This window comes from Kurthia sp. FSL E2-0154 (assembly GCF_038003625.1).
Taxonomy (GTDB): domain Bacteria; phylum Bacillota; class Bacilli; order Bacillales_A; family Planococcaceae; genus Kurthia; species Kurthia gibsonii.
In genome coordinates this window covers 1-22,666 of sequence record NZ_JBBOPO010000002.1, presented here as the reverse complement: position 1 = coordinate 22,666, position 22,666 = coordinate 1, and the positions used below count along the sequence as shown (strand labels likewise).

Below are 22,666 nucleotides of genomic sequence, written 5' to 3'. Positions count from 1 at the left end.
CAAAACAAAAGACCTTTTTCACTTTTATATAAAAAGAAGTTTTATATTCGGATTTTCGAATGATGATGTTTCCCTTTCGCGCGCGGATTTGTCCCTTTCAACGGCGGGGATTCCCTTTCGCGCGCGGATTTGTCCCTTTCAATGGCGATGTTTCCCTTTCGCGCGCGGATTTGTCCCTTTCGGAGGCGATGTTTCCCTTTCGCGCGCGGATTTGTCCCTTTCAATGGCACCGATTCCCTTTCGCGCGCGGATTTGTCCCTTTCAATGGCGATGTTTCCCTTTCGCGCGCGGATTTGTCCCTTTCAAATACAAAAAAAGAACCGCATCATCGCGGTTCTTTTTTGCTTCATATAAAAGATTACATTTTTTCTGGTGCTGCTACGCCTACTAATTTTAATGCGTTTTTCAGTGTTTGTGCAACAGCTGTAATTAACGCAAGACGTGCTGCTGAGCGTTCTGGTTGGTCAGCATCTAATACTTTTTCAGCATTGTAGAAGCTGTGGAATGTGGCTGCTAACTCTTGAATATAGTTTGTAATACGGTGTGGCGCGCGTGCTTTTGCTGCATCCGCTACTACTTGTGGGAAATCACCCACTTTTTTCAGTACTTCGATATCTTTTTCAGTTGATAAAGTATCTAAACCATCTGTAGAAGGTTTAAGGCCTTTTTCTTCAGCTTGACGTAAGATTGAGCAGATACGTGCGTGTGCGTATTGTGCATAGTACACAGGGTTTTCATTCGATTGTTTAATGGCTAAATCTAAATCGAAGTCTAAGTGTGTATCGCCAGCACGCATCGCAAAGTTGTAACGTACCGCATCTAAACCTACTTCTTCTACTAACTCACGTAATGTCACAGCGTTACCTGTACGTTTTGACATTTTTACTTTTTCACCATTACGTAGTAGATTTACCATTTGGATGACTTCTACTTCTAATTTATCGCGGTCATATCCAAGTGCCTCAATCGCAGCTTTCATACGTGGAATGTAACCGTGGTGGTCAGCGCCCCAAATATTGATTAACTGATCGAAACCACGTTGTAATTTATCTTCATGGTATGCGATATCTGGTGTTAAATATGTGTAAGATCCGTCTGATTTTACAAGAACGCGGTCTTTATCATCACCGAATGTTGTTGAACGGAACCAAATTGCACCGTCTTCTTCAAATACGTGACCATTTTCTTTTAATTTATCGATTGCTACTTCTACTTTGCCATCTTGATAAAGTGACGTTTCCGAGAACCATACGTCGAATTCAACGCGGAAATCTTTTAAGTCTTTTTGTATTTTACCAAACTCATGCTTTAAACCATGTGTACGGAAGAATTCATAACGTTCTTCTGGTGATTTTTCTAAAATCTCTGGGCCGAACTCTTTTGATAATTCTTCTGCAATGATAATGATGTCTTTACCATGATAACCATCTGCAGGCACCTCTGCTTCAAGACCTAGTGCTTGGCGGTAACGTGCTTCAAGAGATGACGCTAATTTTGTAATTTGATTACCTGCATCGTTGATGTAGTATTCACGTGATACATCATAACCTGCAAAATCAAATACGTTACATAATGAGTCACCAACTGATGCGCCGCGTGCGTGACCTAAGTGTAAATCGCCTGTTGGGTTTGCTGATACGAACTCTACTTGTACTTTTTGCGCATTACCAGCATTTGAGCGACCATATGCATCACCTTGCTCTAAAACAGTTGGTACTACTTTTGTTAAGTAATCTTTTGCTAATGTGATATTGATGAAACCAGGACCTGCGATTTCAGCTTTTTCAATGTTTGCTGATGCTTGATCTAAGTTTTCTACGATAGCTTCAGCGATTATACGTGGTGCTTTACGTGCAATTTTTGTTAATTGCATCGCAATGTTTGTTGCATAGTCACCATTTTCTTTATTTTTAGGGGTTTCTAAGTGAATATTTAATGCCTCTGGTTCTTCTACTAATTCTGCTTTTTTAATAGCGTTTAAAAAAGCCTCTTTGACCGCTTGTTGTGCCTGTTCTACTGCGTTCATTCTGTTCCCTCCGTATACTTAAGTTCTAATACATACTCACCGACAGATTCATCGCCTGCCAATAGCTCATAATGTACAAAAAATCGTCCACTATTTGAGCCATCTTCCGCTTCGTCGAATGCCATTTTCTTGGTTAAAGTCATGATAGGCATTATTCCAAATGCTGCTTCATAGTGACCTCGTTGCAATGCGTGTAACGTAAATGGTAAACGCATCTTTATATCGCCATTGCGCATAATAATGGCATCGTTTTCGCCAAAGCGTAATGTCGTTTTCATCTTCTTGTCTTCAAGAATTTCTTCGTATTGTAAATACACCTGGTCACGCTTTCGCATGATTGTACCGGTTGACCACAGTTCAATCTTTTCGGGTTTTTGACCTTTATGCATGATCGTTGTAATCAGTTTCAGCTTGACTGGTGCAGTTGGTGGTTGTGCCATACATCCACACCTCCGCTTTTTATTCTATAACCTTTTTATTATAGGTTATTTTCTCACTAGATTTCAAGGTATGAATCATTGATTTCATTATGAATATACGAATTTCCAAATATTTATCAAATCGATTTTATTTTTTGGTTCGAAGTAATGCTATAATGGATACTAATTATTATATAATAGGGGTACGACAATGACTTTAGATATAATTATCAATCTTTCCGTAATGTTTACCTTCATCATTTTCTCGTATTTTGTCTTGGAATATTATCACGAGAAACGACCAGACTTTTCAGATTTACGCCCTTTCATTATCGGCGTTGTCGCAACAGGAATTTCATTAGTATTAATGCAAACAGCCATTAATTTTGAAAAAAATATTTTTGTTGATACACGTAATATTAGTATTTTAATTTCTGGATTATTGGGTGGACCTGCTGCTATTCTGCTATCTTCTATACTCGTTGGCTTCTTTCGTATGTTCTTTTTTGAAGTAAATCCAACAAGCTTTATGGCTGGTGGAACAACGATTGTACTTGGTTTTATTTTCTTCTTTTTATCATTTAAAAAACCAATTAATTATAAAAATAGCCATTTTTATTTAGCGATTCAAACGATTGTCACAGCGATTTTATTGTTTTTCTTAGAAGGTTATAAAAATCCATTATTCGTTTCAATTATTTTTGTAATTATGAATGTAACAGGCTTTTATTTAATTTACTTTGTTTTAAAATTATTCAAACGCCAATTTGAACGAATTCGTGTCATTGAAAAATTATCTGAAACAGATTACACAACAAATTTACCGAATAATCGTAAGTTTGATAATATGCTTGAACGTGCAATTAAAACTCAACAACCTTTTTCACTATTACTCATTGATATCGATCAATTTAAAATGCTAAACTTACGCTACGGTCATGAAGCAGGGGATGAATTATTACGTGAACTAGCAGAACGACTTAAAAGTTTTTCAAAAACACATCTTGCCTTTCCTGCACGTATTAGTGGAGAAGAATTTTCACTTCTGTGTTACGATGCTGCTCCTGCTGTTGGTGTTCATTACGCTACAGAACTTATGCTTATGATTCGAGATGAGCCTTTTATGATATCAAATGGTGAAAGTGTTCAACTGTCCGTATCTATTGGTGTAGCTTCTTACCCCGATAATGGCGAAACAGTGAAAGAATTAACAAATGCAGTAGATGAGGCGATGAATGCAGCAAGTGTACTCGGCCGCTCGCATGTTGTTCACTTGAATCAAGTTTGTCATGAAAAACAAAGTGCTTTAAAAAAACAAAATCTTTAACTAAACAACCCGTATGATGTTTAACTCATCATACGGGTTGTTTTACTTTTGTTCTTTTTTAGGAAATAGCATCGTTAGTAATACATATACAACCGTTAGCACAATGATTAATAAAATGCCTTGCCATAATTCAAGTTCACCTTGCGTTTTAAATAAAACAACGAGAACCACAATAAAAAAAATGGCTCCTGTAATCGGATTCGGAATTTTCCCTTTTTTAGGTGCTGCCATAAAATCCTCCTCAATAAAAGAAAAGGGCTTCGTTCATACGGAGTCCGTTAGTTCCATAATCACGAAAGCCCTATTCATTTGAAATCGCTTAAGTATGATGAAGCAAATGGCTTGGGTTTTGGGTTCATCTGCCTCATCCTGCTCACTGCAATCTCATTCAATGTCTTAGCTTGCAAAAACAAGCCTTACATCAAGTGTACTTCCTTTCGAATGGATATACAACCATGTTATTTTGCCATATGTGATTATTCACATATTGTTCATTTAATTAGTTTTTAAATGGTAATGCTTCATGTAATGCAGGCTCTGAACGACTCCACATACCTTCATCAAATCCTTTTAAATAATCATGTAAAACACGTTTGGATTCTTCGTCCATATGATCGACAATAATATGACGTTTCATCGACTTATCCATTTTATTTACGTGGTCAGCTAAAATTTTATAGCCGCGACGTTTTTCTTTGTTTACAACCATTTCACAAGCTGTTACACCTGCATAGTAGCCACCTTCTGGTTTTTGGTCAATTGTTATCCATACAAGCCAGTATGGTTTACCACCCTCTGAATCTTCACGATTCGTTGTAAATTTTACACCACGCTCAACTGCGCTTCGTGCGTGCATACCACCGATATCCACTTCTGCTGTCTTTTCTTGTACATCAATAAATAGTGGTGATACATTCTCTAATGAAAGCGAACCAATGCCAAATCCTTTATGGCCGTCCGTTGGATTATTTTTAATAATCGTAAATTCCATTTTTTTCGTTTCTTTTTTTTCATTTTCCATTCGCTATCTGCCTCCGTTCTGTTATCATTACGAATATACACTATATTATACCGAAGGAGAATGATTTATGCCTATCGTAACAATTAAAATGATTGAAGGTCGTACAGACGAGCAAAAACGTAACCTAGTAGAACAGGTAACAACAGCTGTTTCAGAAACAGTGAATGCACCAAAAGAGAACGTATCAATCATCATCGAAGAAATGAAGAAAGAACATTATGCAACAGGCGGCGTACGCGCATCTGATAAATAGTGTGAATAATCGGAAAGAGACTTTAGTATTCTTACTAGAGCCTCTTTTTATTTACCTCAATTGTTGCAATCGTTTTGTTATTTCATTAAATTCTTCGTCTAGCACTTCATATTGTGCATCTTTTGGCGTTAGAAAGCTTAACTTACCAAGAACTTCTTGTAGTCGTGTTTCCAGCTGCATACGTTCTTTTTCTACAGGTGTTTCTATGACAACTGTTGGTGTCACCATCCGTTGATTTTCGATGATTAACTTGCGTGTTGTTATTTTTTCAACAAAATACGAATCATGCGAAACAACGATTAACGTTCCATCGTACTCCTCTAGTACTTTTTCCAGTTGTTCACGCGATTCTAAATCAAGATGGTTCGTCGGTTCATCCAAGATGAGTACATTGTTTTCATCTAAAACGAGTTGCATTAATTTGCATTTCACTCGTTCGCCCATGCTCATCAATGCAATTGGTTCATTCCATTGTTCATTTGTAAATCCAAGATGAATCATTAATGTTTGAACTAAACCACGTTGTTCAAATGTCGTTTGCTCAAATAGTTCACTTGGTGTACTTTCCTCAGGAAGATCGAATACTTGTTGTGTGAGATAGCCTATCTTGGCAGCAGGTGAAAGCCAGATTTCACCTTCATAATGCTCTTTTCCAAGTAACATTTGTAAAAATGTTGTTTTTCCAGCACCATTTTTACCACTCAACGCAATACGTTCTCCGTAATTAATCGTTAAGTTCACATCTTCTAAAATAACCTTCTTATCAAATGTTTTAAAAACATGTTTTAATTCGATTAAATGTTTACCTGTTGAATGTGTACTTTGAAATTCGAAATGAACTTGATGTTCTTTTTTAAGTTGGTCTAATTGATGTTTACGTAATTCTTTTTCTAATCTTTTTTGTTTGGACTTTACTTGCGCATCCATTCTTTTCGCTTTTACTCGGTAAAATTCTTTAGCGAATTCGTGTTTCGTCGAATCAGCATGTGCCTGTTCACTCCATGATGTAATCTTCGACATCTGTTGTTCGATGCGTACGATTTCTTGTTGCTGTTTTTCATATTCTCTTTGTTGATGTAGTCGATGCGCTTCATATTGTGTACGATAAGCCTCGTAATTCCCCTTATAAGCTATTACTTTTTTGTCTTCAATATGCCAAATTTCTGTAGCTACTTCATTTAAAAAAGTACGGTTATGTGATACAAAAATAACTGTTCCTCGATATTTTTTTAATTGTTTCTTTAAAAATTGGAGTGCTTCTTGATCTAAATGATTTGTCGGTTCATCTAGTAGTAATAATTGTGGTTTTTCAGCAAAAGCTTCTGCTAAACGGATTTTTAATTTTTCACCACCACTTAATAATGCGTAGGGACGTTCTGGGACTTGCCATATAGCTGTTAGCCCTCTTGGAATCTCTCGATTGAAATCTTCCTTTTCTTGCTCTACCAAAAAAGTAGACGCTTTTCGAAACCACTCAATGTGTCCAGTTGTTGGCTGAATTTGGTTGGCTAATAACTTTAACAATGTAGACTTTCCTGCTCCATTAATTCCTGTAATTCCTATACGAGCGCCTACTTTTACAGATACATTCATATCCGTCAAAATTTCTTCATATGAAAGATTGTGACATTTACATAATTCAGTCATGCTAAATTCCTCCTACTACAGAGGGACCTTTTATATTCTTCTATTAAAAAATCCCTCCAAAAATTTTTGGAAGGATTAGTCTAAAAAACATACCGAAAAAACGGGTTATTTTTATAAAATAAATGGAATATGGACAGACTAATCCTATTTTTTATACAAAGTTTCTTTCACTTCGCGTGTAAAAAATAAGATTACTTCATCGGCCATCCTCATTCCTTTCGTTCAAGAATCTATCTAAAATATAGCATATTCAATTTATTAAAATCAATTATTTATGATTGCAGTTGTTGAATAAACTGGAAGGCAGCCTCAAATTCTTCTATTGTAAAATGCAACTTTGCTTTGACCACATTCACCTTTTCAATTTGTTCTTCTGGTTGTAAATCATCAAAATAAAGTAGTGTCGCAACCAACTCTAAAAAGCGCGAACTTTTACCATTCATTTGCTGAACGATTTCGGCTAGGCGTGTATCATGTGTTTCTACAATCGTTGCAAACTCACGACCTTTTTCTGTCGGTGCATAACAATACTGCACATAAGATCCCTTATCTTCTTTTCTCTCCGTCATAAAACCTAAGTTACATAATTCCTCCATACGCACCGTTAATTCTTCTGAATACGGTCCATAAATATGGAAGTTATACTTTTCTTGAAATGCGAAATCCATCTTCTTCGCAATAAAAATCATCTTTTGTAACTTCTTTCTCCCCGTAACTTCCCCAGCAAGCGACACAAACTGTACGATTTTCGCGTGATCTTGTAGCAATAGGAGTCTCCTTTCTAAGCGTGCATGATTTCAATAATTTGTTCATGTAATGGATGTTCTTCGTGTAGTAAATCTTTTGGATAATATAATTTATGATCTGTTCGACGTTTACCTGAGATTGCATCGACAATATCCGATGAACGTGATAATTCACTTAATTCTTTGTTTGGCATTTGAAGATAAATCGGTAGTCGTTCTCCTTCTTCACCCGGACGATAGAAGTCGTAAGGTAAGTCAGATGACGAGTCCATCACTAAATAATAGTTTGGATCAATTCCTGCTTGGTCAAATAGCTTTTCCAAGCGAATGAGCTTTTCCCAATCTTTTGATGGATCGACTTCTACGAATTTAAATAATTTTCGATTTAAAAAGCGTTGACTTAAGTCGCTTAAAATTGCATCTTCTTCACTCATCCAAAACTGGAAGTAAGCTAAAATAATACTTTCATCCATCGCAATATAGGCATCTAATTGGACATCATTTTCAAAAAAGCTATGGAAGTGCGCGATGTCATGCTTAAATGTATAGCCTGCGTGATATAATTCTTTTGCACGTTCCAATGTCTTTCTCAAAATGACTTCTGCACTGCGTGATACTGGATGGAAGTACACTTGCCAATACATCTGATAACGACTCATAATATAGTCTTCAATTGCATGCATACCTGTTGATTTGATCACAATTTGATCGGGTTGAGGTCGCATGACACGTAAAATGCGTTCCATATCAAAATGACCGTAACTCACACCTGTAAAGTACGCATCGCGCTGTAAGTAATCCATGCGGTCTGCATCAATTTGACTTGAAATAAGACTTACCACTTGTTTATTGTGATAGGTTTTTTCAATCACTTCAGATACTTTCTTTGGAAAGTCTTTTGAGACGCGACGAAGCACTTCATTAACTTCTGTATTCCCTAAAATGATGGCACGTGTAAAATATTCATGATCTAAATCGAAAACATGTTCAAAAGCATGCGAAAAAGGACCATGACCTAAATCGTGTAGTAAACCTGCACAAAGAGCTACAAGACGTTCTCTTTTGTTCCATTCCGGACGGTTCGCAAAAACATCATCGACCATGCGACGAACGATTTCGTAAACACCGAGAGAATGACTAAAACGACTATGTTCTGCCCCGTGGAATACTAAATACGTCGTACCGAGTTGTCGAATACGGCGTAAGCGTTGAAATTCTTTCGTTGCGATTAAATCCCAAATCACTTGGTCTTGCACATGTATGTAGCGATGAACAGGGTCTTTAAATACTTTTTCTTCTGCTAACTTTTGTGTTGCGTATGCCATTTTACACCTCCAACATTTCTTTCCTTTATTGTATCGAATTTGAAAACGAACACCAACTATTTCGAGAGAAAAGGAGAAATCACATAAAGCGCGATTTCTCCTTTTTCTATCCTTCGTGCATTAAACACGCAATTTATGATTCTTTCATGTCTTCTGGTTCTACAAAACCTTCTGGTAATCTTTTTTGTGATTTTAACTTTTTGATTACCTTTGGAATTAACTCATCTTCCGTATGTGCAGCGCATGGACGATTATTAACAAAGGTAAAAGTTTTTCGTAAACCAGGACCACAATAAGAATGGCATTTGATATCGATTTCTGCATCAGGATCGATTGCTTTCAACTTCGGAATTAATGTCTTGAGATTCACTGCTTGACATTCGTCACAAACTCGAAATTCGTTTGCCATAGTGCCGACAGTCCCTTCTTATTTCAAAATTTCACTATCGCTAAGTGTATCGACTTTTCACAAAAGAATCAACCGTCATTTCTTGCCAACATCTTCTGATTACGCTCAAATACGCGCTGTAAATAGAATTGATAATGTTCTAATTCTTCGGCTTGTAAGCCACCCATTAACAGTTGTTCCGACTTTTCATAAAGTAGTTGCTGTAGATTTTGAACAGTTTGTGAAACTGTTAATTCTTCCTCTAATAATTCAGATAAGGAAGCCATGACTTCTGGTTTCACTTCTGGATATTGAAATTTTGTTGGTTCATGTTGTAAAGCGACTTCGTAAAATGAACGAATAAGTTTTGCGCGCTCTGAGCCACTTCCTTCAATTGATAAATAAATTTGCACCGCAATTCCTTGACGTAAACGACGTTGTGAAATACCTGCAAACTTTTTACCGTCAATACTCAAATCATATGTACCCGGACAATATGAACCGACAATTTCATATGCTTCGATACGTTCGGCTGCTTGTGGGAATAACGCCCGAATAAGCGACACCATCACTTCGTAAGCTGTATTAATATCGATTTTTTCGTTTTCTTCTGATAGCACAATCGAAATATTAAGAACACCTGGATCAAGTACAACTGCCAGTCCACCAGAATTTCGCACAATCGGTTTATATCCTTTTTCCTCTAACAAATCCATTCCAGCTTGTACAAACGGAAGTCGATGATCTTGAATACCGAGAACAACGGAAGCATCATGTACCCATGTACGAATCGTCGGAGCACTCATTCCTTGCCCAACTAGGTGACAGAGCGTATCATCCGCCGCAAATGATTCAAGTGGTGATTGTGTTAAGCCACTTGTTGATTGATCCCATAAACGCCAAACAGGTTGCGTTAAATAATCTTTCATATACGTAACTCCTACATCTTTTTTTCTTACAGTTTAACATAGATTGAAAAACGACGAAAAAGGAGTGAAAAGTGGTTTTCGCAAAAATCTATTTTTTCATTTTTCTGCATGTCGAATTCGTGAACGCAAGTAAAGTAGGACGAATATTCAGTTTAAAAATGGTATAATACGTTTGAATAAGCCTTAGAAGGAGTGTTTTAACATGATTGAAGCAGCACAAACGCTTGATGGTTGGTACGTATTACACGAATTCCGTTCAATGGACTGGGCTTCTTGGAAATTAGTTTCTGAGAAAGAGCGCACAGAAGCAGTTGAAGAATTCATCGCATATTTAGAAAAATTAAATGAAGCAGATGTCGCAAAAACAGGCGCACATGCTTTCTACTCGATTGTTGGTCAAAAAGCCGACTTCATGATTATGACATTACGTGAAACAATGGAAGAACTAAACGAAATTGAAACAGATTTCAATAAATTAGCGATTGCTGATTTTACAGTTCCTACATATTCATATGTATCGGTTGTAGAATTATCAAATTACCTAGCTGGTAAAAAGAATGCAGATAGCGATGCTCCTGCTGAAGATCCATACCAAAATCCACATGTACGTGCTCGTCTATACCCTGAGCTACCTCGTATGGATCATGTTTGTTTCTATCCAATGGATAAACGTCGTCAAAAAGGCGCAAACTGGTACATGCTTGAAATGAATGAACGTCAAGAAATGATGCGTTCTCATGGTTTAATCGGACGTAGCTATGCTGGAAAAGTAAAACAAATCATCTCAGGTTCAATCGGTTTCGATGATCATGAATGGGGCGTTACACTATTTGCAGATGACGTACTACAATTCAAAAAATTAATTTACGAGATGCGTTTTGATGAAGTATCAGCACGTTACGCTGACTTCGGCTCATTCTTCGTTGGTAATATTTTAGATGCAGATAAACTACGCAAAATGTTAGCAGTTTAGTTCGCAACATAAAAAAATCGCGCCGCAGCGCGATTTTTTGTTTACGTTAATTTAAATCGTTCACTCAATCGCTTGCACGATTCGACAATTTTCATTTCAATTCGATCATCTACAATTAATTGCTCATCCGCAAAAGCTACAAGAGCAGGATTATTTCCGATTAAAATTGTATATTGCGCAAAATCAAAGACGTTCACATCTTCTTCATCTTTCCCAAAAGCAATGTAATTTCGCTTTTGAATTCCTAATGTGCGGAGTGCATTCCATTTGCTCAATCCAAGGGGTGTAATTTCAATCATTTCCCCATCATCAATCAAATGTACTGCCACATTTAATTTGCGCAGTTTTTCAATTATCTCTTTTCGATTTGATGCACTGAGAATCGTAATTTTCCATACAGTTGATAAATCTTCCAAATGATGATTTTCCGCTAATTTATAAGGGTCTACATCGTTCACAACGCGATGATATGCGCCGCCTGTATATGCATAGTCCCAATCACTCTCAACCAGATAAGTCGCATCAAATAATTGAATTAACTCTTTTAACTTGGAGAACATGGATGTTGAGAATGCAACAATTTGCTCAATGTTTCCACGATAGCAAATGATAGCTCCATTGCCACCAACCATTTTACTATTGTGAAATTGTTTGTCGAGTAAGGTCAGCATATGGCGAATCGATTTAGATGAAACAAAAATCGGCTCATGCCCTCTTTCACATAAAAAAGCTAGCATATCCGTTAAATAATCACTCACTTTTTCATCATGAAAAGAAATGGTTCCCTCCAAATCAAAAACAAATCGCACAAAATCACTTCTTTCTTCACTCTCAACGAGTTTCTTTTGTTCATTATACCCTTAAATTTCCACGCCTAACACTTCAAATGCGCCGATTCCCTTTCGCGCGCGGATTTGTCCCTTTCAAATGCGCCGATTCCCTTTCGCGCGCGGATTTGTCCCTTTCAATGGCGGCGATCCCTTTCGCGCGCGGTTTTGTCCCTTTCAAATGCGCCGATTCCCTTTCGCGCGCGGATTTGTCCCTTTCAACGGCGCCGATTCCCTTTCGCGCGCGGATTTGTCCCTTTCAAATGCGCCGATTCCCTTTCGCGCGCGGATTTGTCCCTTTCAACGGCGCCGATTCCCTTTCGCGCGCGGTTTTGTCCCTTTCAAATGCGCCGATTCCCTTTCGCGCGCGGTTTTGTCCCTTTCAACGGCGCCGATTCCCTTTCGCGCGCGGTTTTGTCCCTTTCAACAGGCGCGATTCCCTTTCGCGCGCGGATTTGTCCCTTTCAACAGGCGCGATTCCCTTTCGCGCACGGTTTTGTCCCTTTCAAATGCCAAGATTCCCTTTCGCGCGCGGATTTGTCCCTTTCAAATGCCAAGATTCCCTTTCGCGCGTGGATTTGTCCCTTTCAACGGCGCCAATTCCCTTTCGCGCGCGGTTTTGTCCCTTTCAAATGCCAAGATTCCCTTTCGCGCGTGGATTTGTCCCTTTCGACGGCGGGGATTCCCTTTCGCGCGTGGATTTGTCCCTTTCAACGGCGGGGATTCCCTTTCGCGCGCGGATTTGTCCCTTTCAAATGCCAAGATTCCCTTTCGCGCGTGGATTTGTCCCTTTCAAATGCGCCGTTTCCCTTTCGCGCGTGGTTTTGTCCCTTTCAAATGCCAAGATTCCCTTTCGCGCGCGGATTTGTCCCTTTCATCAAAAAATCTCGCCATGCAATAGATGGCGAGATTTCAAATATTTATTTTGCGAATTTTTTAGCGGCAAGAATGACAAAAATCCAACCTACTAGGAAGCTTACACCACCAATTGGTGTAATCGCACCAATGACTTTAATTCCTGATAGTGCGAGTACATATAAACTACCAGAGAATAGAATAATACCGATTGTTAGTAAGTTACCTGCCCAATTTAACTCTTTAACAGGTCCTAAAATACTTGGAGCCATTAGAATACCAATCGCAATTAATCCTAGTGCATGCGACATTTGATATGTTACGGCTTTTTCCCATACACTTGTATAGTCTTTTGCTTCTAAGAAATCTTCAAGTGCATGTGCACCGAATGCACCAAGTGCGACTGATAAGAATGCCATAATAGCACCTGTAATAATAAATTTTTTCACAGTGTTTCTCTCCTTTTAAAAATCAAAAAGCGAATCCCCATTGGCATCGGGTTCGTGTAATTTATTCGCTTGTGTTGGAACAGGCGGTGTTGGTTGTGATGGCGCTGTAAAGGAAGTTGGTTGAACTGACGGTTCGTTCGTTTGCAATGCGACATCACATAAAGCACGCATTGCCGAAAAGGCTTCTCTTTTTTCTGATGTTGAAGCTGCCTGTTGTGCTTGTGCGATTTGCTTTTGTAATTCTTTAATAATGGCATCATATGAAATCATCTGTTTGTTCCTCGCTGTTTCTCTTCAAATTTCAGACAGTCCATGCCTGATGATCTTTTAACGACTGCGATGGGTAGCTCACGTGTCTTAAATCCGTATGCACGACAACCACGTGGACTTGCTGGGTCCCATGTCACGATGAAATGGCGACAAGAAAAGCAGTTAGGTTTCATTCCGTATGACCACCTTTCTCTTTCACTTTATCATATTCATTTTCATGTGTGTTCATTTTCAAGCTCAAATTGTAGTTGTTCATCATTTTGACAATTAAATTGAATTGGATCATGCCCCCACGCAATTAATTGGTGGTTAATTTGTGAAAATGGCTTACTACCAAAAAATCCACGATAGGCACTCAATGGACTTGGATGCGCTCCTTCAATTACAATATGTTTTGTTGTATCAATGAATTTTTTCTTTTGTTGCGCTGGTTTGCCCCAAAGTACAAAAATCATCGGTTCTGCACGCTCATTTAATCGTTGAATGACTGCATCTGTAAACTGCTCCCACCCTTTATTTTTATGCGAATGTGCCTTATGAGCTTCTACTGTTAATACCGTATTTAATAATAAAATACCTTGTTCTGCCCAACAATTCAAATTACCTGTTGTTGGCTCTGAAACATCTAAATCGTCTGCTAATTCTTTATACATATTACGTAAACTTGGTGGAATTTTCACACCTGATTTAACTGAAAAACTTAATCCGTGTGCCTGCCCATCATCGTGATACGGATCTTGACCTAAGATAACGACTTTTACATCGTGAAAGGGTGTTTTTTCAAAAGCTGTCCAAATCTCATCTTTTGGTGGGAAAACTTGTGTTTTTTCATAAGCTTGTTCTACAAACTGCATTAAATCAGCAAAATAAGGTTTCACCATTTCTGCTTGCATAATAGGTTGCCAATCATTTGGTAAGTTCATATATGCTCTACTCCTTAAATTCAACTGTTGTATTATAATTGAGTGCTGAGAAAAGATTACGAATGGCTTGTTCTGCATTTGTTTTTGCATGTTTCAGTAATCCAGCTGTTTCTGCTTCTTTGATCATTAATTTTTGCGCATCATTCGCTAGACTATAACCATCTTTCACCGTTGCTTCATCTCGAAATAGACCATTCGTTGAGAAAACCTGTACTTTTTCTAAATCTAACGTTGCTTTCCCCTGAATCTGTGGTTCTGGCGCCGTAACTTGAATTGTCTTTTTCTCCTCATCTACTTGTACGTCTTCTTTTGTTATTTTACTCAAATCAACACCTGCACGTACAGTTCCTGGCATGACTACTAATAATTTTTGCTTTGTTCCGGGGATATCTAAACCAATTTCTTCACCGAATAAGGCATTATTTTCACGTTCCACAATAACTTTTAAATAAGCTTCTGCTGTTGCTAACTCATTCAATTCTGTAATTTTTTCAACAACTGCGTCTTCAGTCTGCTTATTCGTATGATTCGATACATATTTTGTGATGAGAACGGTTGCGATAATGACAATAACGAGTAATAGTATAGCGAAAAGTGACCATTTTAGCTTTTTTTTCATGTATTTTCCTCCTTTTTACAAAACTGACCTTATAAAAAACTTCATTTTTGACTATTTTATTCGAGCCAGTCCCATTTTACAATGAAACTATGACATTTATACAAAGGGAGAGATTTTCATGTCTTTACGCAAAACATTAACAATTGCTGGTTCGGACGCTTCAGGTGGCGCAGGTTTAGAAGCAGATTTAAAAGCTTTTGAAGCACATGGCACATATGGTTTAGCGGCTGTAACAGTCATCGCTACAATGGATCCAGATAATAATTGGTCACATGGGGTGTACACTTTACCAACAGATGTGTTACAAGCACAATTAAAAACAACTTTTTCAACAGGTGTGGATGCATTAAAAACAGGTATGTTATCAACTGAAGAAGTGATTCAAGTTTCAGGTGAAGCGATTAAAGCTTCAGGTGTTGAAAATGTAGTCATCGATCCAGTTATGGTGTGTAAAGGTGAAGATGAAGTATTGAATCCTGGGAACGTAGACGCAATGATTCAATATTTATTACCGTTAGCAAAAGTAACGACACCAAACTTATTTGAAGCCGGTCAATTAGCTGGTGTGAAAACGCCAAAATCAATTGAAGAAATGCAAGTGGCTGCTGAAAAAATTCATGCGCTTGGTGCAAAGAACGTTGTGATTAAAGGTGGTCGCGGTATTGACCATGAACAAGCATTCGACTTATTCTATGATGGTTCAACGCACTACCTACTTGAAACAGCGAAAGTAGATACCAACTATAATCACGGTGCGGGTTGTACATTTGCTGCTTCTGTTACAGCGAACCTTGCAAAAGGACTTGCTGTAAAAGAAGCTGTTCTTGAAGCGAAAGAGTTCGTTGCAGCAGGTATTCAACATGGTTGGAAATTAAACCAGTTCGTAGGCCCTGTACTTCACGCAGCGAAAAATATTTACGGTGCGCCAACAGTTACAATGAAAGAATTAGCACCTGTTTCATCAAATTAATAGATTTTAAAACAAAGAGGAATTGTGCTAACATGGCATTCCTCTTTTTGCTTGAGATTTTTAACTTGATGTCCTATCAACAAACTCATCCCACGTCTCCTTATTTTCTGCTAAATAAAGTGATACGCTATTGCCCTCTAAATAAACGCCTAATCTTTTTTTACCTACTTTAAAAACGGGAATTGTTAAATAATCCATAATATACACATCACTTTTGTAATCTCTTGAAAATGTGCGATAAAGTAGTGTCGGATCAATCACGCCTTGATAATGCCACATAATGACCGTAGTTTTTCCTTTTTTATTTTTGGTTGGTGAATAATACGAAATTTCATCTTTCTTTTTAATTTTTTCTCTATAACTAAAAGGTTCCGATGCTTTTTTATATTTCTCTTTTTACGCGTTACAAAACGTCGGGAAAGTGATGCCACTCTACTATACTGCTGATGCACTGAATAGCATTATGTATAAAGGACTTGGTTTTAAAGCGATTTATATTGTTTTACTCGTTTTCCTACTCTCTGCATTCATTTTCTATATTTTAAATTTCATCAGCTTACGTCGTTCAATTTAAGTAAGCAAACGAATCGCATTTCTCGAAAAACAGCATTATAATGAATAGTAGATGTTTTTTTGAGAGGAAGCGAAAAAATAATGGAAACAGTAAACTTAGAACGCCTGCAGCAATTGATTGATTCATTTGCGCATAAAGACGTTTACATCCACCTAGAAACGACAAATGGCGCTTATGCAAACCATTTTGATGAAAAAGTATTCAATGCAGGTGCATTCATTCGTAATGTACTCGTTCAATATGAACTTGGAAAAATCACACCTGATGTACCGCATCGCGTTGGTTTAAAACTTGCAAACGGCGGTTGGATTTATGCACAGGGGATTACACATTTTGAATTAGATGACAAAGGTCGCTTATTAATGGCTGGTCATGACTATGATGGAAAATTAGCGGTTGCACTTGAAATTAGTGAAACACCGTTTACTTATTAAGGAGGAAGAATACATGTTAGCACAAGAAGAACGTCATATTTTAGTTGTATTCCCACATCCTGATGATGAAGCATTCGGTGTTTCAGGTACATTAGCTCAATATGCTAATGCAGGTGTACCGATTACGTATGCTTGCTTAACATTAGGTGAGATGGGACGTAATTTAGGGAACCCACCTTTTGCAACACGTGAGAGTCTACCAGAGATTCGTCGTGAAGAATTGAAAAAAGCGGCGGAAGCGATTGGCATTCAAGATTTACGTATGATGGGATTACGTGATAAAACTGTTGAATTTGAAGATGATGAAAAAATGGTACAAATGATGACTTCTTTAATTAACGAAGTCAATCCATCGCTTATCATTACGTTCTATCCGAACTATGCGGTACACCCTGACCACGAAGCTACTGCTCGTGCAGTTGTACGTGCAGTGCGTCGTATGGATGAAAAACAACGTCCACGTTTATATGGTGTAGCATTTGCGAATAATACATTAGATGAATTAGGTGAGCCTGATATCGTCAATGATATTCGTGATGTAAAAGAACAAAAAATGAACGCGATGAAAGCACATAATTCGCAAACAGGCTGGATGCTTCAAGAAGAAGCAAAACGCCAAGAAGAAGGCGATACAGAGGAGAGTAATTGGTTCACAGATGAATCATTCTACAATTATCGCTGGAATAAAGATTTTGAAGAAACATTTTAATTGATTTAAAGGAACTTTGACATTTTTTTGTTGAACTTCTTTTTTATATGTGTACTTTGGGTATATAAGTACAGATGATGAGTGGATGAAAAGGAGACGCCTATACAACAAGAAATCCCTGAAAAAACAAAGCGTCTGATTGTGTTCGTGATGATTGTCGGCTGTTTTTTCTCTACACTCAATCAGACGTTATTAAATGTCGCATTGCCTCACTTTTAGATATTGGTCGTATGTTACTCTCAACAACTGGTTTTGCCTTATTACTCTTTGGATTTAGTAGCGCTGGAAGTAAAGGTTGGAGATCCTATTGTCTGGTCAACCACATTAATTGAACTCACCAACGTTAGCATCTTCTTTCGCATCCAAATTCGTTCCAAATCGAAAAAAGAACAAGAATTAGAAAAACATTTACGACGCGATGAACTGAAAAATAAAAAAGCCGAAATTGCGCCATATAGCGTCATTTCGGCTTTTTATTTATGTTTGTGATACACCTTCTGCGAAACGAAGCATGCCATTCGTTAAACAATAGTCCACCATGAACTTTTTAGAACCATAATGATCGAATACAATCTCGATTTCATCGTCCGTCACTTTTTTTATATAACCTAAATCGTAGACTTGATGCAAAACTTTTAAGCCACGTTGTAAATCTTGCTGTTGTTGAATCGCATCTTTTGGTAGTTCACGTACCACCTTCTTTTGAAACTTTTTATTCGTGATGATTTCTTTTGGACGTTTATTCTCACTTTTCTCCACAACATCACTCAATTGTAATTCGCCTACTTCTTCACCAAGAAGAATTTTTTTAACATCTTCTAAGAAAGCTGAAGGACGTGTTGTTTCTTCGTCTTTCTGATTATACGTAAGTAATTCCAAATGTTTTCTAGCACGTGTCATACCTACATAGAATAATCGAACAGCTTCTTCCATCTTTTCAACGTCGCCTGCTTTATAAGCCTTCACATCATCTTTCGACGGAATGACACCATCTACTAAATCTAGCATGTAGACAGTATCAAATTCGAGTCCTTTTGAGCTATGCATCGTTGATAGCGTAGCGACATTTTCATTTTTATTAAAACGAGATGTTTTCATAATTTCTTCTAATTCTTTTAATCGTTTTGCGAATGCTTCAAGTGTTGGCAGTCCTTCAGCAATATGCTCTAGCTGACTAACGATACTCAATAGATTTTCTTCATTAAAACCTAAATGCTCTGCACGATTTTTCAGCGTTTTATCATATCCTAAATCGCGTCTAATAAGCTGAATCGCTTCATCTGGCGGGAGTGTATTCAGCCTCTGAATATTCTTTTTCGCTTTTCTTAAAGCTTGTTCTTGATACGGCGCATGAGTATTTTTTTGTAAGCGGTCAAAACAAGAAGTATCTTCGCCATCTCTTAGTAATACTTGCATCTGTGCTTTTTTAATATACGCATTCATTTTCGTATAAATTTTCTCTAAAATATCTGCGCGACGATCATTATACGAAAGGCGCATAAAGTTTAAAATATCTTCTACAATCCAATGCTTAAAGAATTTTACGTCGACATCTTTCATATAAAATGGAATGTCTTTTTTCTCAAGTAAATCAATGAGACGAATGGCAGATGCATTATTTCGATAGAGAACGACTACTTCTTTTGGATTTGGTGATTTTTGAATTTCCTGTACGACATAGTTGAGTTGTAAATCATAACGTCGCATATTATGAATTATAATCGGTTCACCTTTTGGGTTCTCCGTAAACATCTTCTTATCATAGCGATTGCGATTTCGTTTTATGAATGTATTCGCTGTATCTACAATTTCAGGTGTCGAACGATAATTTTGAGCCATCGTTAAAACTTTCCCGTTCGGATACGTCTGTTGGAAAGATAAGAGCTTCGTTACATCTGCACCGCGCCACATGAAAATGGATTGGTCATCATCTGCGACAACACATAAATTATTTTGCGGAGCAGCTAAAATCGTTACAATCTCATGTTGTACGACCGAATTATCTTGTGATTCATCTGTTAGAACATATTCATATAAATGTTGATACTTCGTGCGAATTTCTTCATCTCGCTGTAAAATATCGAGGCAATACGTTAGCATATCATCAAAATCGAGTAAGACATGCTTAGCGTTTTGCTTTTTAAAATCTTCATATGCTCGAAAGATTTTCGCGGCGCTACCGATGGAGCAGTTTACTTTTTTAAGTGCCTCATCTGTCGCCACCATACGATTTTTCACAAAACTAATATATGTCACTAATTCATCCATCTCATCTTCAGTCGGTGCTTGTTTGACCTGTTCTGAAAATAGATTCCGCAAGATGACTTTCTTATGCAAGTTTTCACTCACATTTCCTTCAATTAATGTATAGTCTATTTGATGTTTATAAAAATATTCGCGTACAACCTTATAAGCGAAACTATGAATCGTTGAAAAAGCTACGCGCTCATTCGTCAAACGTCCGAAAAATTGCTCAAAGCGTTCTTCCATATCACGTGCCGATGCTTTACTAAACGTAATCGCTAAAATACGCTTGGCTGGCACTTTTTTAACGAGCATTAAATAACCAATTTTCATATTCAAAGTAGTCGTTTTACCGGATCCAGGTGATGCTAATAATAATAGTGGCCCTTCATGAAAGCGCACTGCTTGTTTTTGTACATTATTGAGACTGACGCCTGTCAGCTGCTTCATACGTTCGAAAAAGTTCATTCGTCATTCTCCTTTTTTATTCACTTCTTCTATTGTAACATTTCTTGTTTTTTCTTTGTTTAAAATAAAAACGCTTACATTTTTGAAATAAGCTAAATCTTTTGAATTGACTGATTATTTTAGACTTTCTTATGTTACAATGAAACAATATATTTTAGACATTAGGAGGAAAAATAATATGACTGTATCAGAAGCAAAAACCGTCACAGTGGAAAATGTGTTGATCGCCCATCAATTTTTAAAGGATGTCGTCGTACACACACCACTACAAAAAAATGATTATCTATCCGAAAAATATGGAGCTACCGTCTATTTAAAACGAGAAGACTTACAACATGTTCGCTCGTTCAAATTACGCGGTGCGTACTATAAGATTAAATCCATCGAAGAAGAAGCACGCGAATTCGGTGTGGTCTGTGCGAGTGCAGGGAATCATGCACAAGGTGTTGCTTACGCCTGTGCGCAATTAGGCATCTTCGGGCATATTTTCATGCCGACAACGACTCCAAAACAGAAAATTAACCAGGTGAAAATGTTTGGCCGCGAATTTGTCGAGGTTATTTTATCTGGCGATACATTTGACGACTCTGCGAAAAGCGCACAAGCTTTTTCAGAAACAGAGAACCATATCTTCATTCACCCATTCGATGATGTTGACATTATCGCTGGACAAGGCACCGTTGCCGTTGAGATTATGAATGATATTGAACGTCCAATTGATTATATTTTCGGGAGTATTGGTGGCGGTGGCTTAATGGCTGGGGTGTCTACTTATATTAAGAATCTCTCACCAACTACAAAAGTCATCGGTGTAGAACCTGCTGGAGCTGCGAGCATGAAGGCTGCTTTTAAAGAGGCGAACCCTGTTCACTTGCCGAAAATTGATAAGTTTGTAGACGGTGCGGCTGTTCAGTGTGTTGGTCAGTTCACCTATCAGATTTGCCAACAATTTATGGACGATATCGTGGCAGTGCCTGAAGGAAAAGTATGTACACATATTTTAGAGCTATATAATAAATTAGCAGTTGTGGCTGAGCCTGCTGGCGCATTATCGGTTGCTGCGCTTGATTTTTATAAAGATGACATCAAAGGAAAATCAGTTGTATGCATTATTAGTGGCGGAAATAATGATATTAGTCGTATGCAAGAAATTAAAGAAAAGTCGTTAATTCATGAAGGATTACTCTACTACTTTATCGTCAGCTTCCCTCAACGAGCAGGGGCATTACGTCAATTTCTAACAGAAGTATTAGGGCCTGAAGATGACATCACGACCTTTGAATATACGAAGAAGAACAATAAAGAGAGTGGGCCTGCACTTGTTGGCATCGAATTAAAACGTCCGCATGATTACGCATCACTCATTGAACGCTTCCAATCAAACGGTTTTGAATATATGGAAGTCAATAACGATAGTACATTATTCTCGTTGTTGGTCTAACGCTAGACAAAAGTACAAGCTGGAAAGACCTTGCGACTTTTTATTTTTTTCGAAAGGTCGTTGTGATATAGTTTAAGAATAGGTATTACGATTTCTGAGCTGGTAGTACGGACTCATAATCGTAAAGAATGCCACGCGTCAGTAACTGAAATGTCACTTTCAGAAACTTATTGATGCAGGCGATGATCGCGACCTTATGAGGTTTTCTCTGAGGTTGCTTTTTTAATTTATAATAATAATCCACAAAATGATTTGGCTTTCCCTTCGCCATTAACATGGCACACACCATGAAATATAAAATCTTTCGTAAATGCTTGTTTCCTCGTTTATTAATTCGATCGCGGTATTGTGTGTTCCCAGACTGGTATCGCATAATGTCAATTCCGACATAGACGTTTAGTTGTTTCGCATTTTGAAAACGACGAATATCACCTAATTCTCCAATTAGTCTACCCGCTGTTGAATCACCAATACCCGGAATAGAACGGAGTATTAGATATTCTTTTCGCCCTTGTGACAATTCAACCATTTGTTTCACAAGTAAATCTTTCTTGTCTTGTAAATCTGCTATACGGGCTGCGTAGTCTCGTACTTGATCACATCGAACATACGTAGACTGAATCGCTGGATAACTATTTTTCGCGGCTGCTATTAACGCAATGGCTTTTGTTTCTGCACGCGTTAGTGATAGATTTTTTCGTGTATTGGCTTTTAAACGATTTCTAATCACGGTCTTCGAATGAATTAACAAAAGTTCTGGGTGTGGATAGAGCTGTACAACATTTAAAAATAATGCGGAGCTCGGAGTAAATAATTTTTCTAATTCAGT

Annotated in this window: 27 protein-coding genes; 9 read left to right on the top strand and 18 right to left on the bottom strand. The window is 37.7% G+C overall.

Annotation, left to right across the window (positions count from 1 at the left end; genetic code table 11):
• Positions 1-358: 358 nt before the first annotated feature.
• Complete coding sequence (gene argS / locus MHB75_RS14630) at positions 359-2,026, bottom strand: arginine--tRNA ligase (RefSeq protein ID WP_340998767.1); 1,668 nt, start codon at positions 2,024-2,026, stop codon at positions 359-361.
• On the bottom strand, positions 2,023-2,466 hold the full coding sequence (locus tag MHB75_RS14625; RefSeq protein WP_340998765.1) for a DUF1934 domain-containing protein: 444 nt from the start codon (positions 2,464-2,466) through the stop codon (positions 2,023-2,025). Before MHB75_RS14625 ends, argS begins: the two co-directional genes overlap by 4 nt.
• 256 nt (positions 2,467-2,722) lie before the next feature.
• On the opposite strand from MHB75_RS14625, the gene MHB75_RS14620 reads away from it, so the two are divergent.
• Positions 2,723-3,772 carry a diguanylate cyclase gene (locus tag MHB75_RS14620; protein ID WP_340998763.1) on the top strand — a complete coding sequence of 350 codons (1,050 nt, stop codon included), beginning with the start codon at positions 2,723-2,725 and terminating at the stop codon, positions 3,770-3,772.
• Between the two features lie 42 nt (positions 3,773-3,814).
• Here MHB75_RS14620 and MHB75_RS14615 read toward each other — a convergent pair whose 3' ends face one another.
• Both MHB75_RS14615 and MHB75_RS14610 read right to left on the bottom strand, forming a co-directional pair.
• Positions 3,815-4,003: a hypothetical protein gene (locus MHB75_RS14615; RefSeq protein WP_340998761.1), complete on the bottom strand. Its 189-nt coding sequence runs from the start codon at positions 4,001-4,003 to the stop codon at positions 3,815-3,817.
• A 268-nt stretch (positions 4,004-4,271) separates the two neighbouring features.
• Positions 4,272-4,793: a YwhD family protein gene (locus MHB75_RS14610; protein WP_340998758.1), complete on the bottom strand. Its 522-nt coding sequence runs from the start codon at positions 4,791-4,793 to the stop codon at positions 4,272-4,274.
• 67 nt (positions 4,794-4,860) lie between these two features.
• Here MHB75_RS14610 and MHB75_RS14605 point away from each other — a divergent pair, with 67 nt between their 5' ends.
• Complete coding sequence (locus MHB75_RS14605) at positions 4,861-5,046, top strand: 2-hydroxymuconate tautomerase (protein ID WP_068456025.1); 186 nt, start codon at positions 4,861-4,863, stop codon at positions 5,044-5,046.
• Between the two features lie 51 nt (positions 5,047-5,097).
• Here MHB75_RS14605 and abc-f read toward each other — a convergent pair whose 3' ends face one another.
• From abc-f to MHB75_RS14580, 5 genes are all read right to left on the bottom strand, one after another.
• Positions 5,098-6,693 (bottom strand): ribosomal protection-like ABC-F family protein, encoded by a 1,596-nt coding sequence (abc-f, locus tag MHB75_RS14600; RefSeq protein ID WP_340998755.1) that lies wholly within the window; start codon positions 6,691-6,693, stop codon positions 5,098-5,100.
• Between the two features lie 272 nt (positions 6,694-6,965).
• Positions 6,966-7,460 carry a YwgA family protein gene (locus MHB75_RS14595; protein WP_340998753.1) on the bottom strand — a complete coding sequence of 165 codons (495 nt, stop codon included), beginning with the start codon at positions 7,458-7,460 and terminating at the stop codon, positions 6,966-6,968.
• Between the two features lie 14 nt (positions 7,461-7,474).
• The gene (locus MHB75_RS14590) at positions 7,475-8,764 is read right to left on the bottom strand and encodes an HD domain-containing protein (RefSeq protein ID WP_087680848.1); all 1,290 of its coding nucleotides are present in this window, start codon (positions 8,762-8,764) and stop codon (positions 7,475-7,477) included.
• 133 nt (positions 8,765-8,897) lie between these two features.
• A complete protein-coding gene (locus MHB75_RS14585) occupies positions 8,898-9,173 on the bottom strand; it encodes a DUF1450 domain-containing protein (protein ID WP_068456039.1) in 276 nt (91 codons plus the stop codon).
• A gap of 68 nt (positions 9,174-9,241) precedes the next feature.
• Complete coding sequence (locus MHB75_RS14580) at positions 9,242-10,081, bottom strand: lipoate--protein ligase family protein (RefSeq protein WP_068456042.1); 840 nt, start codon at positions 10,079-10,081, stop codon at positions 9,242-9,244.
• A gap of 202 nt (positions 10,082-10,283) precedes the next feature.
• Between MHB75_RS14580 and hemQ the strand changes: the two genes are divergently transcribed.
• Positions 10,284-11,054 (top strand): hydrogen peroxide-dependent heme synthase, encoded by a 771-nt coding sequence (hemQ, locus tag MHB75_RS14575; protein WP_068456045.1) that lies wholly within the window; start codon positions 10,284-10,286, stop codon positions 11,052-11,054.
• A 41-nt stretch (positions 11,055-11,095) separates the two neighbouring features.
• On the opposite strand, the gene MHB75_RS14570 is transcribed toward hemQ, so the two are convergent.
• The 6 genes from MHB75_RS14570 to MHB75_RS14545 all read right to left on the bottom strand — a co-directional run bounded on the left by MHB75_RS14570 (position 11,096) and on the right by MHB75_RS14545 (position 14,997).
• Complete coding sequence (locus MHB75_RS14570; RefSeq protein WP_340998740.1) at positions 11,096-11,845, bottom strand: HAD hydrolase family protein; 750 nt, start codon at positions 11,843-11,845, stop codon at positions 11,096-11,098.
• Positions 11,846-12,801: 956 nt separating this feature from the next.
• Complete coding sequence (locus MHB75_RS14565) at positions 12,802-13,185, bottom strand: DUF423 domain-containing protein (RefSeq protein ID WP_340998738.1); 384 nt, start codon at positions 13,183-13,185, stop codon at positions 12,802-12,804.
• Between the two features lie 15 nt (positions 13,186-13,200).
• Positions 13,201-13,455 (bottom strand): DUF5327 family protein, encoded by a 255-nt coding sequence (locus tag MHB75_RS14560; protein ID WP_141274787.1) that lies wholly within the window; start codon positions 13,453-13,455, stop codon positions 13,201-13,203.
• On the bottom strand, positions 13,452-13,628 hold the full coding sequence (locus MHB75_RS14555) for a uracil-DNA glycosylase (RefSeq protein ID WP_087680852.1): 177 nt from the start codon (positions 13,626-13,628) through the stop codon (positions 13,452-13,454). Before MHB75_RS14555 ends, MHB75_RS14560 begins: the two co-directional genes overlap by 4 nt.
• Positions 13,629-13,670: 42 nt before the next feature.
• The gene (locus tag MHB75_RS14550) at positions 13,671-14,378 is read right to left on the bottom strand and encodes a uracil-DNA glycosylase (protein ID WP_340998733.1); all 708 of its coding nucleotides are present in this window, start codon (positions 14,376-14,378) and stop codon (positions 13,671-13,673) included.
• 7 nt (positions 14,379-14,385) lie between these two features.
• Positions 14,386-14,997, bottom strand: a complete 612-nt coding sequence (locus MHB75_RS14545) for a DUF4230 domain-containing protein (RefSeq protein WP_068456059.1) — start codon at positions 14,995-14,997, stop codon at positions 14,386-14,388.
• 118 nt (positions 14,998-15,115) lie between these two features.
• Here MHB75_RS14545 and thiD point away from each other — a divergent pair, with 118 nt between their 5' ends.
• A complete protein-coding gene (thiD, locus tag MHB75_RS14540; protein WP_340998728.1) occupies positions 15,116-15,967 on the top strand; it encodes a bifunctional hydroxymethylpyrimidine kinase/phosphomethylpyrimidine kinase in 852 nt (283 codons plus the stop codon).
• 60 nt (positions 15,968-16,027) lie between these two features.
• Here the strand turns inward: thiD and MHB75_RS14535 are convergent, their stop codons facing one another.
• Positions 16,028-16,228, bottom strand: a complete 201-nt coding sequence (locus MHB75_RS14535) for a hypothetical protein (protein WP_340998726.1) — start codon at positions 16,226-16,228, stop codon at positions 16,028-16,030.
• Positions 16,229-16,391: 163 nt separating this feature from the next.
• Here MHB75_RS14535 and MHB75_RS14530 point away from each other — a divergent pair, with 163 nt between their 5' ends.
• The 4 genes from MHB75_RS14530 to MHB75_RS14515 all read left to right on the top strand — a co-directional run bounded on the left by MHB75_RS14530 (position 16,392) and on the right by MHB75_RS14515 (position 18,173).
• The gene (locus MHB75_RS14530) at positions 16,392-16,541 is read left to right on the top strand and encodes a hypothetical protein (RefSeq protein ID WP_340998723.1); all 150 of its coding nucleotides are present in this window, start codon (positions 16,392-16,394) and stop codon (positions 16,539-16,541) included.
• Between the two features lie 80 nt (positions 16,542-16,621).
• Positions 16,622-16,975: a YojF family protein gene (locus MHB75_RS14525; protein ID WP_068456069.1), complete on the top strand. Its 354-nt coding sequence runs from the start codon at positions 16,622-16,624 to the stop codon at positions 16,973-16,975.
• 13 nt (positions 16,976-16,988) lie between these two features.
• Positions 16,989-17,684: a bacillithiol biosynthesis deacetylase BshB2 gene (bshB2, locus tag MHB75_RS14520; RefSeq protein WP_340998718.1), complete on the top strand. Its 696-nt coding sequence runs from the start codon at positions 16,989-16,991 to the stop codon at positions 17,682-17,684.
• 267 nt (positions 17,685-17,951) lie between these two features.
• Positions 17,952-18,173 carry a hypothetical protein gene (locus MHB75_RS14515; protein WP_340998715.1) on the top strand — a complete coding sequence of 74 codons (222 nt, stop codon included), beginning with the start codon at positions 17,952-17,954 and terminating at the stop codon, positions 18,171-18,173.
• Here the strand turns inward: MHB75_RS14515 and MHB75_RS14510 are convergent.
• Positions 18,162-20,396, bottom strand: coding sequence for an ATP-dependent helicase (locus tag MHB75_RS14510; RefSeq protein WP_340998712.1), 2,235 nt, complete (start codon positions 20,394-20,396; stop codon positions 18,162-18,164). The genes MHB75_RS14515 and MHB75_RS14510 overlap by 12 nt on opposite strands.
• Before the next feature lie 178 nt (positions 20,397-20,574).
• On the opposite strand from MHB75_RS14510, the gene ilvA reads away from it, so the two are divergent.
• Entirely contained in the window at positions 20,575-21,837 is a 1,263-nt protein-coding gene (gene ilvA / locus MHB75_RS14505; RefSeq protein WP_340998709.1) for a threonine ammonia-lyase IlvA, read from the top strand.
• A gap of 85 nt (positions 21,838-21,922) precedes the next feature.
• Here the strand turns inward: ilvA and MHB75_RS14500 are convergent.
• Positions 21,923-22,666, bottom strand: a 744-nt coding sequence (locus MHB75_RS14500; protein ID WP_340998706.1) for a transposase, incomplete at its 5' end; no start/stop codon positions are given.

Bases quoted from the DNA above. Each gene is read 5' to 3' on its own strand.
- argS (WP_340998767.1), bottom strand. From the start codon at position 2,026: ATGAACGCAGTAGAACAGGCACAACAAGCGGTCAAAGAGGCTTTTTTA.
- MHB75_RS14625 (WP_340998765.1), bottom strand. From the start codon at position 2,466: ATGGCACAACCACCAACTGCACCAGTCAAGCTGAAACTGATTACAACG.
- MHB75_RS14615 (WP_340998761.1), bottom strand. From the start codon at position 4,003: ATGGCAGCACCTAAAAAAGGGAAAATTCCGAATCCGATTACAGGAGCC.
- MHB75_RS14610 (WP_340998758.1), bottom strand. From the start codon at position 4,793: ATGGAAAATGAAAAAAAAGAAACGAAAAAAATGGAATTTACGATTATT.
- MHB75_RS14605 (WP_068456025.1), top strand. From the start codon at position 4,861: ATGCCTATCGTAACAATTAAAATGATTGAAGGTCGTACAGACGAGCAA.
- abc-f (WP_340998755.1), bottom strand. From the start codon at position 6,693: ATGACTGAATTATGTAAATGTCACAATCTTTCATATGAAGAAATTTTG.
- MHB75_RS14590 (WP_087680848.1), bottom strand. From the start codon at position 8,764: ATGGCATACGCAACACAAAAGTTAGCAGAAGAAAAAGTATTTAAAGAC.
- MHB75_RS14585 (WP_068456039.1), bottom strand. From the start codon at position 9,173: ATGGCAAACGAATTTCGAGTTTGTGACGAATGTCAAGCAGTGAATCTC.
- MHB75_RS14580 (WP_068456042.1), bottom strand. From the start codon at position 10,081: ATGAAAGATTATTTAACGCAACCTGTTTGGCGTTTATGGGATCAATCA.
- hemQ (WP_068456045.1), top strand. From the start codon at position 10,284: ATGATTGAAGCAGCACAAACGCTTGATGGTTGGTACGTATTACACGAA.
- MHB75_RS14560 (WP_141274787.1), bottom strand. From the start codon at position 13,455: ATGATTTCATATGATGCCATTATTAAAGAATTACAAAAGCAAATCGCA.
- MHB75_RS14555 (WP_087680852.1), bottom strand. From the start codon at position 13,628: ATGAAACCTAACTGCTTTTCTTGTCGCCATTTCATCGTGACATGGGAC.
- MHB75_RS14550 (WP_340998733.1), bottom strand. From the start codon at position 14,378: ATGAACTTACCAAATGATTGGCAACCTATTATGCAAGCAGAAATGGTG.
- MHB75_RS14545 (WP_068456059.1), bottom strand. From the start codon at position 14,997: ATGAAAAAAAAGCTAAAATGGTCACTTTTCGCTATACTATTACTCGTT.
- thiD (WP_340998728.1), top strand. From the start codon at position 15,116: ATGTCTTTACGCAAAACATTAACAATTGCTGGTTCGGACGCTTCAGGT.
- MHB75_RS14530 (WP_340998723.1), top strand. From the start codon at position 16,392: ATGCCACTCTACTATACTGCTGATGCACTGAATAGCATTATGTATAAA.
- MHB75_RS14525 (WP_068456069.1), top strand. From the start codon at position 16,622: ATGGAAACAGTAAACTTAGAACGCCTGCAGCAATTGATTGATTCATTT.
- bshB2 (WP_340998718.1), top strand. From the start codon at position 16,989: ATGTTAGCACAAGAAGAACGTCATATTTTAGTTGTATTCCCACATCCT.
- MHB75_RS14510 (WP_340998712.1), bottom strand. From the start codon at position 20,396: ATGAACTTTTTCGAACGTATGAAGCAGCTGACAGGCGTCAGTCTCAAT.
- ilvA (WP_340998709.1), top strand. From the start codon at position 20,575: ATGACTGTATCAGAAGCAAAAACCGTCACAGTGGAAAATGTGTTGATC.